General features: G+C 59.9%; 11 protein-coding genes. 6 read left to right on the top strand and 5 right to left on the bottom strand.

Going from position 1 to position 13453, the window contains the following annotated elements:
- Positions 1-1368: 1368 nt before the first annotated feature.
- Positions 1369-2460 carry an alpha/beta fold hydrolase gene (locus JOE39_RS09355; protein WP_183132964.1) on the bottom strand — a complete coding sequence of 364 codons (1092 nt, stop codon included), beginning with the start codon at positions 2458-2460 and terminating at the stop codon, positions 1369-1371.
- 230 nt (positions 2461-2690) lie between these two features.
- On the opposite strand from JOE39_RS09355, the gene JOE39_RS09350 reads away from it, so the two are divergent.
- The 4 genes from JOE39_RS09350 to JOE39_RS09335 all read left to right on the top strand — a co-directional run bounded on the left by JOE39_RS09350 (position 2691) and on the right by JOE39_RS09335 (position 8202).
- The gene (locus JOE39_RS09350) at positions 2691-3782 is read left to right on the top strand and encodes a sugar diacid recognition domain-containing protein (RefSeq protein WP_024663455.1); all 1092 of its coding nucleotides are present in this window, start codon (positions 2691-2693) and stop codon (positions 3780-3782) included.
- Between the two features lie 111 nt (positions 3783-3893).
- Complete coding sequence (locus JOE39_RS09345) at positions 3894-5033, top strand: glycerate kinase (RefSeq protein ID WP_065088005.1); 1140 nt, start codon at positions 3894-3896, stop codon at positions 5031-5033.
- Between the two features lie 173 nt (positions 5034-5206).
- Positions 5207-6832 (top strand): methyl-accepting chemotaxis protein, encoded by a 1626-nt coding sequence (locus JOE39_RS09340; protein WP_122336343.1) that lies wholly within the window; start codon positions 5207-5209, stop codon positions 6830-6832.
- Between the two features lie 125 nt (positions 6833-6957).
- Positions 6958-8202, top strand: coding sequence for an AGE family epimerase/isomerase (locus JOE39_RS09335; protein ID WP_003396454.1), 1245 nt, complete (start codon positions 6958-6960; stop codon positions 8200-8202).
- 47 nt (positions 8203-8249) lie between these two features.
- On the opposite strand, the gene JOE39_RS09330 is transcribed toward JOE39_RS09335, so the two are convergent.
- Positions 8250-9338 (bottom strand): AbrB family transcriptional regulator, encoded by a 1089-nt coding sequence (locus JOE39_RS09330; RefSeq protein WP_004417340.1) that lies wholly within the window; start codon positions 9336-9338, stop codon positions 8250-8252.
- A gap of 106 nt (positions 9339-9444) precedes the next feature.
- Between JOE39_RS09330 and JOE39_RS09325 the strand changes: the two genes are divergently transcribed.
- Positions 9445-10347 (top strand): LysR family transcriptional regulator, encoded by a 903-nt coding sequence (locus JOE39_RS09325; RefSeq protein WP_122336342.1) that lies wholly within the window; start codon positions 9445-9447, stop codon positions 10345-10347.
- 10 nt (positions 10348-10357) lie between these two features.
- Here the strand turns inward: JOE39_RS09325 and JOE39_RS09320 are convergent, their stop codons facing one another.
- A complete protein-coding gene (locus JOE39_RS09320) occupies positions 10358-10876 on the bottom strand; it encodes a nucleoside 2-deoxyribosyltransferase (protein WP_004417342.1) in 519 nt (172 codons plus the stop codon).
- A 169-nt stretch (positions 10877-11045) separates the two neighbouring features.
- Between JOE39_RS09320 and JOE39_RS09315 the strand changes: the two genes are divergently transcribed.
- On the top strand, positions 11046-12749 hold the full coding sequence (locus JOE39_RS09315) for a VRR-NUC domain-containing protein (RefSeq protein WP_210077443.1): 1704 nt from the start codon (positions 11046-11048) through the stop codon (positions 12747-12749).
- Here JOE39_RS09315 and JOE39_RS09310 read toward each other — a convergent pair.
- Together JOE39_RS09310 and JOE39_RS09305 are read right to left on the bottom strand one after the other, a co-directional pair.
- The gene (locus JOE39_RS09310; protein WP_210077444.1) at positions 12725-13027 is read right to left on the bottom strand and encodes a hypothetical protein; all 303 of its coding nucleotides are present in this window, start codon (positions 13025-13027) and stop codon (positions 12725-12727) included. The two genes, JOE39_RS09315 and JOE39_RS09310, sit on opposite strands and share 25 nt — an antisense overlap.
- Before the next feature lie 109 nt (positions 13028-13136).
- Positions 13137-13421, bottom strand: a complete 285-nt coding sequence (locus JOE39_RS09305) for a hypothetical protein (protein ID WP_003315458.1) — start codon at positions 13419-13421, stop codon at positions 13137-13139.
- Positions 13422-13453 lie beyond the last annotated feature (32 nt).

Below are 13453 nucleotides of genomic sequence, written 5' to 3'. Positions count from 1 at the left end.
CAAAAATGTAGGAGCGAACTTGTTCGCGAAAGTACCCTTACAGCCGCAGAAGATTTGGCGTTCAACACAACGCCTTCGCGAACAAGTTCGCTCCCACAGAAGCCCTCCATGCTTGAGCGTGCGGCAAAAATGTAGGAGCGAACTTGTTCGCGAAAGTACCCTTACAGCCGCAGAAGATTTGGCGTTCAACACAACGCCTTCGCGAACAAGTTCGCTCCTACAAAAGCACTCTATGCTTGAGCGTACGGCAAAATGTAGGAGCGAACTTGTTCGCGAAAGGGCCCGTACAGCCGCAGAAGATTCGGCGCTCAAAACAACGCCTTCGCGAACAAGTTCGCTCCTACAAAAGCACCCCATGCTCAAGCGTATGGCAGAAATGTAGCGAACTTGTTCGCGAAAGGGCCCGTACCGTCGCAGAAGATTTAGCTTTCAAAACAACGCCTTCGCGAACAAGTTCGCTCCTACAAAAGCACCCCATGCTCAAGCGTATGGCAGAAATGTAGCGAACTTGTTCGCGAAAGGGCCCGTACCGTCGCAGAAGATTTAGCGCTCAAAACAACGCCTTCGCGAACAAGTTCGCTCCCACAGAAGCCCTCCATGCTTGAGCGTGCGGCAAAAATGTAGGAGCGAACTTGTTCGCGAAAGTACCCTTACAGCCGCAGAAGATTTGGCGTTCAACACAACGCCTTCGCGAACAAGTTCGCTCCCACAGAAGCCCTCCATGCTTGAGCGTGCGGCAAAAATGTAGGAGCGAACTTGTTCGCGAAAGTACCCTTACAGCCGCAGAAGATTTGGCGTTCAACACAACGCCTTCGCGAACAAGTTCGCTCCTACAAAAGCACTCTATGCTTGAGCGTACGGCAAAATGTAGGAGCGAACTTGTTCGCGAAAGGGCCCGTACAGCCGCAGAAGATTCGGCGCTCAAAACAACGCCTTCGCGAACAAGTTCGCTCCTACAAAAGCACCCCATGCTCAAGCGTATGGCAGAAATGTAGCGAACTTGTTCGCGAAAGGGCCCGTACCGTCGCAGAAGATTTAGCTTTCAAAACAACGCCTTCGCGAACAAGTTCGCTCCTACAAAAGCACCCCATGCTCAAGCGTATGGCAGAAATGTAGCGAACTTGTTCGCGAAAGGGCCCGTACCGTCGCAGAAGATTTAGCGCTCAAAACAACGCCTTCGCGAACAAGTTCGCTCCTACAAAAGCCCCCATGCTTGAGCGTACGGCAAAATGTAGGAGCGAACTTGTTCGCGAAAGGGCCCGTACAGCCGCAGAAGATTTGGCGTTCAACACAACGCCTTCGCGAACAAGTTCGCTCCTAAATAGGCGTGGCCCCCGGTATCAACAATACAAGGGCGGCGGTTGCGTACTACGGCGTTGCGTTCAGCACGCCGAGCATCACGTGGGTCTGCCACTCGAAATACGGGTTAAAGGTCAGCCGCGCATGGATCTTGCCCGGCTCGGTATAGCCCCAGTCCGAATACCACACCGGCTCGCCCGCCATGCACTTGGCGGTGTCTGCCGTGCTCTGGCCGTTCCAGCAGATACGTTGGCTGCCCGATAGGCCGTAAAGCGGATTGTCCGCTGAAAAAAGCAGGCCCATGTGTGAGAAGCGGCTGATGCGGTATTCCGGCAGATAGTCCTTGCGCACCTCGACGCGCGGCGTATTGGCAGCCCGGGCGGGCAGGTCGCCGTACCAGATCAGCCGACTGGCGGGATTACTGAAGCGCTGGCTGAAATTATCCAGCACGTAATCAGTGTCGAGTACCGAGTCGTGCTCGGCGATGGCGATGAACACCGGCTTGTCATAGCGACGCTGATGCAAACGGTCCTGGGCCAGCGCGCTGCTGCGATAGAACTGGGCAAAACCATTGGTGGGCATGTTCATGTAGCGAACCGGCGTCTGCATTGGGCGCAGGCCTTCGTTCGGCGCGGCAAGCCAGGGTCGTGCCCAGCCGATCCACGGGGTCAGCCAGGCATAGCCGCTGTTGGAGCGAAATGCTGGCGAGAACAAGAGCAGGCCGGCGATTTCGTCATGACCATAGGCGTAATCGAAGACCAGATTGGCGCCGGTCGAAAAACCGCCCAGATAAACCTTCGGCACTTCGCGACCGAGCAACTGCGCCTGTTCGCGCACCACTTGCTGCCACTGTTCGAGGCGCACGTCGAGCATGTCTTCGGGCTTGGTGCCATGCCCCGGCAACAGCACGGTTCGGACCAGATAGCCCTGAGCGGCGAGCGTCTGTGCCACGTCATGAAACGACCACGCCGAATCTCCCAGACCGTGCACCAGCAGCACGCCGCCCTTGGGTGTCCCGCTCGGGGTCCACTGGCGCGGCGCGTTCCAGCCCAGTTCGGCCTGGTGGTCGGCGGTCTGGAAGTTACGCTGGTTGCGGATCAGCTCGAGGGTCTGCTGACGGTAGTCTTCAAAGCGTTGCTTTGGCTCTTCGCTTTCTGCCATTGACGTGCAGGCTTGCAGGGTCAGCAGCGACAGCAGGCTGGCGAGTCGGAATTTGATCAAAAGGGGGCCTGTGCACACATATTCGAGGGTTCAAAAGGTCGACGCGGGCACTCTGCCATGTACGTCGCGCCCGTGCCTACTTTCAGGCACACTCGGGCGTTCTATAACTTCAACAAAATGTATCCATATGCCCAACCATTGCAAGCCTCGCCACGCGTCCGGAGTCGTTCATGTTCGCCCTTGATCGAGCGCTGGCTCAGGACATCGTCGACCGGGCCATGGCCATCCTGCCGTACAACGTCAATGTCATGGACTACCTGGGCATCATCATCGGCAGCGGTGATGCCGAGCGATTGTGTACCCGTCATGAAGGCGCGCAGCGAGTGCTGGCCAACCGGCAGGTGGTGGAAATCGATTCCCTGGCGGCGTCGCAACTCGGGGGTGTCAAGCCCGGCGTCAACCTGCCGCTGATGCTCGACCATCAACTGGTGGGCGTGCTCGGCATCACTGGCGAGCCGGACGAAGTGCGGGTGTATGGCGAATTGGTGAAGATGACTGCCGAGATGCTCATGGAACAGCGTCGTCAGCAGGCTGATCTTCAATGGCGGGCGCAGCGCAGCGAAGACCTGCTCGCTCGCCTGCTGTTGCCGGAGTGTCCCGACAGCCTGGTGGATGAAGCGCGCCAGCTGGGTTTGCAGCCGCACATGGCGCGTCAGGTGGTGCTGCTGCAGTTTGCCGAGGAGGGGCTGGCTGCCAGCCAGGCTGCCAAATGGCTTGGCACGCGCTACGCCGACAGCTGGTGCGTGCTGCGTGAGCCCACCTTGCTGTACTGGTGCCGCGCGACGGGCAAGGAGCGTGACGATGCGCTGCTGCTCAAGCAGTTCGATGAACACCACTGGCCAGTGCAGCGTATGGCCACCGTGGCGCAATCGGCAGACCTGCCCACCCTGCGCCAAGCCTGCGCCGCAGCGCGGGATCTGCTCGACTACGCCAGCCAGGCAAGGCCGGCGCAGCGTCTGCTGCGTCTTGAAGCGTATCGGTTGCCGGTGCTGTTCTGGCGCTACCGGCACGACTGGCTGGCGGAACACGTCGCCGAGCCGTTGGAGCGTCTGCACACGCATACTCAACTGCTCGACACCTTGTGCAAATGGTTCGAGTACAGCGGCGAAAGTCAGGCCTGCGCCGAAGCGCTGGGTATCCATCGCAACAGCCTGCGCTACCGGCTGGAGAAGATTGGCGAGTTGACGGGCTGCGATCCCTACAAGACCGACGACCTGCTGCGGCTGTACCTGGGGGCGCAGATGATCACTCGCCAGACCTGAAGCCGGGTTTTGTTCAAACGCCCGAGAATGGCGACGGATCATTGTGCGATCGACAGGCGGAAAGCACGGTTTTGAATGAGAGCATTCGAGTACCGGATCTGGAGAACAACAATGAAAATAGTCATCGCCCCCGACTCGTTCAAAGACAGCCTCAGCGCCCAGGCAGTTGCCGACGCGATTGCCAGTGGTGTGGCAGAAGTCTGGCCGCATGCCGAGCTGATCAAATGCCCGATGGCAGACGGCGGGGAGGGCACCATCGAGGCGCTGCTGGCTGCCTGCAATGGCGAGCTGATGAGCGCCAGCGTCAGCGGCCCGCTGGGCGCCCCGGTCACTGCCCATTGGGGCTGGCTGGCGGAGAGCGGGACCGCAATCATCGAAATGGCCATGGCCAGTGGCTTGCAACTGCTGACCCTCGCACAACGCGACGCCTGTGTGACCAGCACGGAAGGCACCGGCCAATTGATCTCGGCGGCACTGGATGCAGGAGCGCGTCGGGTGATTCTGGCCATCGGCGGCAGCGCAACCAACGATGGCGGCAGCGGCATGCTTACAGCCTTGGGGGCGCGCTTTCTGGATGCCGACGATCAGCCGCTGGCGTCCGGTGGGCTCGCGCTTGCCGAGCTGGCGCGTATCGATCTGAGCGGTTTTGATCCACGCTTGTCTGACGTGTGCGTCGAAATCGCCGCCGACGTCGATAATCCACTCTGCGGACCGAATGGCGCTTCCTCTATCTTCGGCCCGCAAAAAGGCGCATCGCCCGAGCAGGTCATGGCGCTGGACGCCGCGCTCGGCTGTTTTGCCGACCAAACGGCTCAGGTCCTCGGCGAGGACTTGCGCAACAGTCCTGGCAGCGGTGCGGCCGGGGGCATGGGCTTTGCCGCCAAGGCCTACCTGAAGGCCTCGTTTCGTGCCGGCGTGGAAGTGGTGGCCGACCTGACCGGGCTGGAGCAGGCGTTGATCGGTGCCGATCTGGTCATTACCGGCGAAGGTCGTTTCGACGCGCAAACCCTGCGTGGCAAGACCCCGCTTGGCGTTGCGCGAGTCGCCCAGCGTCGGCAAGTGCCGGTGATTGTGCTGGCGGGAACCCTGGGGGAGGGCTACGAGCAGCTGTACGCGCATGGCATCGGCGCAGCCTTTGCTCTGGTCAGCGGACCAATGAGTCTCGAGCAGGCCTGCCGCGATACCCGCCGCCTGTTGCACGAGCGCGCGCGCGATGTGGCGCGGCTCTGGCAGATGGCTTCGGGCGGCTGATGACAGCACTGTGATCAGCGAACACCGGCCCAGCTATTGGCCGTTACTTTAAGCAACCCTGCAAATGATCGCAGGCCGTCCTAAAGAATTGCCTGACCAGGGCGATACGCTGTCGGTTGTCTGACAACTTCGCGTCGGATACTGCCCTCCAAAAAATATAAAGAGCCCTGGTCATGAATTTACGCAAACTCACTATCGCTCGTCGTGCCGGTCTGGGTTTTACCCTCATTTCCCTGTTGGTGGCTTTGCTGGGGTGGTTTGCGCTGGCGCAGATGTCGACCATTCGCCAGAGTGAAGTGGCGGTGGAGACCAACTGGCTGCCCAGCATGCGAGTGGTCAACGATATCCGCGAAATCATGCTGCGCATTCGGACCATTTCCTTGCGCATGGCGCTGGACACCGATCCTGCGAGCATTCCGACCTACCGTGGCCAGCTGGACGTACGCCTGGGCGATCTGGACAAGAAGCTGGCTGTCCTCAAGACCTTTGTCGACACTCCGGAAGAGAAGTCGCTGACCGACCAGTTCATGGTGACCATGGGCCAATACCGCAGTGCGCTGGACCGCTCCTTTGTACTCGCTGGCCAGAGCGACAGCGTCGGGCTGAACAAGCTGCTGCTGGTCGACATGAAGCAGATCGTCGACGGCTCCGGCAAGCAACTCGGTGACCTGGCGGACTTTTATGTCACCAAGGTCGATGCGGAAGGCAAGTCGGCCGAGGCCCAGTACGACAAGTCGCGCGATATCGTCATTATCTTCGTAGTGATTGCTGCGCTGTGCACCATCGGCCTGGCGCTCTGGCTGACCCGCAGCATCGTCGGCCCGCTGCAGCGTGCGGTAACCGCTGCCGAGCAGGTTGCCAACGGCGACCTGACCCATAGCATCGAAGTCGATGGTGAAGACGAAGTCACCCGACTGTTGCGTGCCCTGGCGATGATGCAGGTCAATCTGCGTGAAGCCATGCGCCACATCGGTAGCTCAGCCACTCAATTGGCATCGGCCGCCACTGAACTCAACTCGGTCACCGAAGACAGCTACCGCGGCTTGAACCAGCAGAATGCTGAGATCGATCAGGCCGCCACGGCGATCAACGAAATGACCTCGGCAGTAGAAGAAGTTGCGCGTAACGCCGTGTCCACGTCGGACGCCTCCAACCAGTCCAGTACTTCGGCGTTGGCGGGCCAGACGCGGGTGATCGAGACGGTGCAGTCGATTCAGACGCTGACCGACAACGTGCAGGCCACTTCGACGCTGGTGCAAAACCTTGCCAATCAGTCGCAGGACATCGGTAAAGTGCTGGACGTGATCCGCTCGATTGCCGAGCAGACCAACCTGTTGGCACTCAACGCCGCCATCGAAGCGGCACGTGCAGGCGAGTCGGGCCGTGGTTTCGCGGTGGTGGCGGACGAAGTCCGGGCGTTGGCGCATCGCACCCAGCAGTCGACCCTGGAAATCGATTCGATGGTCAGTGCCATGCGCAGCGGTTCGGCGCAGGCACTCGATTCGATGAACACCAGCCGCGATCGGGCCGACTCGACGTTGGCGCTGGCCAAGGGCGCGGGCGAGTCCTTGAGCGAAATCACCTCGTCGATCAATCAGATTTCCGAGCGCAATCTGGTGATTGCCAGCGCGGCGGAAGAGCAGGCGCAAGTCTCGCGTGAGGTCGATCGCAATATCGTCAACATTCGCGATCTGTCCATGCAGTCGACTCAGGGTGCCAACCAGATCAGTGCGTCGAGCCACGAATTGTCGCGTCTGGCGGCCGATCTGAGCCAAGTGGTCTCACGCTTCAAGGTGTAAAACCCTACATTGATACAGGTTGTGTCCGCTTGCCGACGATCGACCGGACGCGCATTATGCCCTCGGTCGAAATGACCTCCGGTACAGTCTGGGCACAACCTTATCGAAGGGGGCGGCATCGCTTCATGAATAACAATAATCAAACCTTCAGCAGTTGGCTGCGCTCGCCAGCCCATCACCAGTGGCTGGCACTGGAAGGCAATCGTTTGTTGACCTTCGCCAAGGCTTCGAGGCTGGACAACGGCTTTGGCAGTCTTGATGACTACGGTCGGCTGATGGTCGGTGCCACCGCAGGAACCATGAACACGGCGCGCATGACCCACTGTTTTGCCATGGCGCATGCGCAGGGCATCCCTGGCTGTGCTGCGCTGGTCGATCACGGTATCGCCGCACTGCGCGGACCGTTGCACGATGCCGAACACGGCGGCTGGTTCAGTGCCGCGCTCGAAGACGGCGGCAAGACCGAAAAACAGGCTTATCTGCATGCGTTCGTCGCACTGGCGGCCAGTTCTGCCGTGGTGGCGGGACGACCTGGCGCGCAGGCACTGCTGTCCGACGCCATTCAGGTCATCCAGACGCATTTCTGGAGCGAGCAGGAAGGTGCCATGCGTGAGTCGTTCGCGCGGGACTGGAGCCATGAAGAGTCGTATCGCGGCGCCAACAGCAACATGCACAGCACCGAAGCCTTCCTTGCACTGGCTGATGTAACGGGTGACGCGCAGTGGCTAGACCGGGCGCTGAGCATTGTCGAGCGGGTTATCCACGAGCATGCTGGTGCCAACAACTTTCAGGTCATCGAGCATTTCACCCAGGACTGGCAGCCGCTGCCCGATTACAACCGGGAAAACCCGGCTGACGGTTTCCGGCCCTTCGGCACTACGCCGGGGCATGCCTTCGAGTGGGCGCGGCTGGTGTTGCATCTGGAGGCTGCGCGCCGTCAGGCCGGACGCGCCAACCCCGAATGGTTGCTGGACGACGCCCGCCAACTGTTTGCCAATGCCTGCCAGTACGGTTGGGATGTCGATGGAGCACCGGGTATTGTCTACACCCTCGACTGGCAGAACCAGCCGGTGGTCCGTCATCGCCTGCACTGGACTCACTGCGAGGCGGCCGCTGCTGCTGCCGCATTGCTGCAACGTACCGGCGAGCAGCAGTATGAAGACTGGTATCGCTGTTTCTGGGAGTTCAACGAGACCCTGTTCATCGATCATGAACATGGCAGCTGGCGCCATGAGCTGAACGAGCGCAACGAGCCCAGCGCAGACATATGGCCCGGCAAGCCGGACCTTTATCACGCCTATCAGGCCACGTTATTGCCGGTGTTGCCGCTGGCGCCAAGCCTGGCCAGCGCTCTGGCGGGACTGGAATAAACCACTGGGTCAAGCCTGGGCTGTCGGCTCAAGCCTGAAATCTGAAGTCAAAGCGCAGGGATGCGTTTGTCGGTCAGGCGGATGATCTGCCGGGCCAGGAAGCTACCGGTCAGGATCACGCCGAACAGGCGCAAGGTCTGCATCGCCAGTACGAAACCGACGTCGGCATGTGTATCGATGGCAATAATGGCCATGGTGTCCAGGCCGCCCGGGCTGGTCGCCAGGTACACAGAGAGATAATCCTTGCCCAGCATCACGGCAATCAGCCAGGCCGACACGGCGCAGAGTACGATCAACAGCAATGAGGCCAGAATCATCATCGGCAGCCGTCTCCAGACGTACTGCACCGTCGGCCGGTCGAAACGCAGGCCGACGTAGCAGCCTATGGCACCGTAAGCGATGGGCAGCAACCAGGCCGGAACGGTGATCTGCATCACGCCACTCAGTTGCAGCGCGCCGCCCAGCATCAGTGGCACCAGCAGGGCACCTGCCGGGAGGCGCGAGCCGAGAGTCACGCCTGCGGCAATCACTGCCAGGCTCAGCGCAAGGTCGACAAGGTTCAGGCTGGGCAGTACCGCTGCACTGGTGTGCAGGGCCGCAGCGGAATCCGGGGCGCCGATAAAATGGCTGACCAGCGCGCCGATAGTGACCACGCAGACGACGCGCACATATTGCATGGTGGCGACGATGCGCGAATCGGCACCGTAGTCCTCGGACATCGCGACCATTGCCGAAGCCGCGCCCGGTGACGTGCCCCAGGCTGCGGTGTTGCTCGGGATACCGGCAAAGCGCACCAGCACCAGCCCAACCGCCGCGCTCAGCACGACCGTGAGGATGGTCGCCAGAAGCATGACATGCCATGAATGAAGGGCGGTGAGCAGCACGCTGACTGACATGGCATGCGCGATTAGCACGCCAACCGTGCCCTGACCGAGTTGAAAGGCCCGCTTGGGCATGCGAATGCTGGCACCTGATACGCCAAAGCCGATGGCGACCAGCATGGGCCCGAGAAACATCGCAGCAGGCATATCGAACAGTTTGAGCAGTTGACCGGCAATGCCGGCCATCAGGATTAGACCCGCCCATTGAGCCAGCGGGGAAAGGGAGGAAAGCGAAAAGCGTGAAGCGTTTGACAAGGACGTTCTCCTTGATTGGGGTAAATCACATACACACAGTATCGACTTCGCAACCCATCAAGTCTATTTTCTAATAATCATGAATTGATAACTTTGGTTGATAGATATGGACTTGCGCGATCTCACCTATTTCGAAACCATTGCCGAGCTGGGGCACCTCGGACGCGCTGCGGAGAAGCTCAATCGCAGTCAGCCAGCGCTGACCAAAAGCATTCAGCGCCTCGAGGAATCATTCGGCACGCGACTGTTTCAACGTGACGGCCGACGCATCAAGCTGACCCCCGTAGGCGAGCTGTTGCAGGCGCGTGGCAAGGAGTTGCAGCAAAGCATCGCCCAGACCCAGCGCGAAATCCGGGATTTCGCCAGTGGCATGGTGGGTAACATTCGTGTCGGCTGCGCCGCGACCATGGCGGAATATTTGATGCCGAAACTGACTTCGGCCTTGTTGCAACGTACCCCGGACGTCACCTTGAAGCTGGTGATAGGCCAGGATGACCTGCTGCGTGAATCGTTGCGCTCGGGGCAGCTGGACATGATCATCTGCGCGCTGGCGCCCGACAGTGAAGACGTCACCAGCTTTGCCATACTCAGGGACGAAGCCGTGGTGGTGGCCAGCAAGAATCATCCGATCTTCAAACCGTCGTTGAAAATGAGTGACCTGTGCGCGTATCGCTGGGTACTGCCGCCGGTGAGTGTTTCATCGCGCAAATGGCTCGACGCGACTTTCGCCGCTCACGGCCTGCCACTGCCCACGGTGCAGATCGAAGCGAACTCAATCTCGCTGTTGCCGGGGCTTATTTCCCGCAGCAACCTGTTGAGCTTCATTGCCCGCGAGTCGCTGGAATTCGGCAAGACCATGCAGCACCTGCGCGAGGTGCCGCTGGAGCAAACCACCCTCAAACGCACCATCGGCGTGACACTGCGCAAGGGCGGTTACCTGTCACCTGCGGCAGAAGGCATGTTGCAGATGCTGCGCGACAACGGCGGGGACTTTCTCGGTTGGGGGTGACAGCCTGCGCTCAGCCGTTCGCCGGCAGGGCCTGAAAGCCGCTCAGGTACTTTGCCAGCGCCTCTGCACCCAGCTCCACGGTCGAACTGGTACCCGCCCAGCTGCAGGCGAGCATCAGGTTGCGCGGCAAGTCGAAGTCTTCAACCATAAAACCGTTGGCGTCGAGACCGTTTTCATCGTGGGGAACCAGGTCGCGCAACGACGCCACCGGTTCAAAGTACGCCCACACCGGCTTGTTCAGTGCGACCGCCATACCGACTTCGAATGCCGTGCCCGAATCCGGCTCCAGGCCGCGGAAAACGTTAAGGTTGACCAGCATGGCAGAGCAGCGGTGGATCATCGCGACATTCATCGAGTAAATCTGCTGCGCGGTCTCATGTGCTGTCCGTCCGTGTGTGACCTCATTGTCGAACGGGTACAAACCCTCAAGCCCGTGTGCCGCGCACAATGCCTTGAGATAGCGTCCATGTTCCACGGCGTCGGTCCTGAACACGTCGAAGCCTGCGAGATAAACCAGTGGCGCGTGCATATTCGTCTCTCGGCTGCAGATATTATCCCGCCGATTCTAAGGCTGACCGCGTGCCGGCGATACATGCCATTGATCGGCCGAAACACAATCAGCAGGCGTTTACGCTGGAATCTGTACGGATAACCAGTATCCTTGGTCGGTCTGCTCATTTGTCATGTGAACGCTGGCCTTGAATACTTCGCCCCTCGACAATCCGTTTTATTACCTGGAAAACTTCCGTCAGGTCCTTGACTGGATTGCCCGGCGCTATGATGACCTGCTCGATACGAGCGAGCGCCGCTTCATCAGCGAGTTTGCCGAGCTGCCGGTGCCCTCCCAGGGTTTGCTGGTGCGCATGGTAATGCGCAAAGGCGTGTTGTTTCGGGCCAGCAAACTCGGTTATGTCGAGATTGGCGACCCTCATGACGCGGTATTGCCGCTGCTGGCGCGGGAGTGGGTCGACAGCGCTCCGCCGCTGGGCCTGAGCGAGCTGTTCCAGCTGCTGCGTCGGGATGAGTTGAGCCAGTGCTTCAAAGACCATGCGGTCAAGGGCCCTGAGCGCAAGCAGGAATGGTTCGAGCGCTTGCAGCCGATGTACCCGTCGCCGCAGTCCCTCGAACAATGGCACCCGACCTTGCCCGACGCCGTATTCGGCCTGAAGATCATGCCGCTGTGCGATCGCCTGCGCTTGCTGTACTTCGGCAATCTGTACCAGGAATGGTCAGAATTCGTGCTGGCTGACCTGGGTATCTACCGCTACGAGAAAGTCGAGTTTTCGCTGGAGTCGCGCGGCATTAACCAGCGTGCCGACATCGATGTGTGCCTGCAATTGCATGCCTGCCGGGAAGCGCTGGAAACCTGCCTGGAACTGCATGCGCTGGCCGAGCGTGTCATTGCCATCGAGTGCGGCAACCCGTGGTTGTTCATGCGGCGCGGCAAACTGCTGTTTCGTATCGGGCAACAGGCCGAACGCATGCAGGACTGGCCTCTGGCGATGGCGGTGTATCGTCAGTCGGGTTACCCCGGCGCGCGCTCAAGGCAAATCCGCGTACTGGAGCGCAACGCCGAGTACGCAGCGGCGCTGGCGCTGGCGGAACAGGCCCGTCTTGCACCGGAAAGTGATGCGGAGGTCCAGCACCTGTCACGCGTATTGCCACGCCTGCAACGCAAGCTCGGCCTGACGGCAGCGCGCAAGCGCACGGTGCGCGCCATTGCGCGGCTGGACGTACAGGTCACGCCAGTGTCAGGGATGAGTGTCGAGCGTCTGATACGCCTGCACCTTGAAGAAGAGCAGGGTGGGGAGGTGCATTATGTCGAAAATGCGCTGATCAATTCACTGTTCGGGCTGCTGTGCTGGCGAGCCATTTTCGCCCCGTTGCCGGGTGCATTCTTTCATCCGTTTCACAGTGCGCCGAGTGATCTCTACAGCCCTGACTTCTATCAGCGCAGGGCGACGCTGTTCGATGCCTGTCTGCTGCAACTTGAATCGGGTGAATACCTGGCGACCATTCGTGAGCATTTTGAAAGCAAATACGGCCTGCAATCACCGTTTGTTTTCTGGGGTGCACTGACGCCTGAGCTTCTTGAACAGGCGCTTTACTGTTTGCCGGCAGAACACTTGCTTCGCTGGTTTCGTCGGCTGTTGCAGGACATAAAAGCCAACCGTACAGGGATGCCCGATCTGATCCAGTTTTTTCCGGAACAGCGTCGTTATCGAATGATCGAGGTCAAGGGGCCGGGTGACCGCCTCCAGGACAACCAACTGCGCTGGCTGGACTTCTGTGCCGAGCATGGCATGCCGGTGGAGGTGTGTTACGTGCAGTGGGCGACTGACGACAGTGTCTGTGTCAGTAGCGACCTGTCAGACCTTCAAGGGGCCTTGTGCCCATCCTGACTGTCCTGATGATCCGCATCATGGGGCTGTTTCGAATCATGAGGCTTGTCATCCGCACTGCCGTTCTTTCCAGGCAAGGGGTCCATGCCTTTGGTGCCGGGGCTTGTGCCTGGCGCGCCGGGGCTGGTTCCATCGACGTTGTTTTCCGCTCCGGTGCCCGGTACTTTTGGGCTGTCGCTGACCGGGTTGGTCGGGCCGGTCGAACCTGCAAATGCACTGGTGCCCGACAGGGCCAAAAATGCCGCGAGGCTTATCGCCCCCAATCTACTCCTGATCATTATGCAAACTCCGTGAGTACTTTGATTGAAACAGTACTTGATTGAAACGGTGACGCGAGAAGGGTAGACCCGCGGGCAGGGCATGGTCCTGCCCGCGTAAGACGCCTGATTATTGAGTCTTGGTCTTTTCAGTGACGGTGCTCTTGTCGTGAGTGCCGTGTGTAGCCTTGTCGTGCTTCATCGAACGCTCGGCTGCCGCTTCTTTGCTTTCAGTCTGCACGCCTGGAGTCTCGGACGAGGTGCGGTCCATCGGCTGGGTATTGGTGCCCGGCAGTTTGGTCGCATTCTTGTTGATCGGGGTTTCAGGGGTGGTGGTCGACTCGGCGAAGGCCGCACCTGAAGCTACAGCCATCAGGCCAGCAAGAGTCAGGGCAGTCAGTTTGGTCTTGATCATGGTGCTTACTCCGTTGTTTTAAAGGACTCATA

Origin of the sequence: Pseudomonas sp. PvP100, assembly GCF_017833055.1 — a bacterium.
Lineage (GTDB): Bacteria > Pseudomonadota > Gammaproteobacteria > Pseudomonadales > Pseudomonadaceae > Aquipseudomonas > Aquipseudomonas syringae.
Note: the sequence above shows the minus strand (reverse complement) of the source record. Positions and strands in the feature narration are given on the sequence as shown.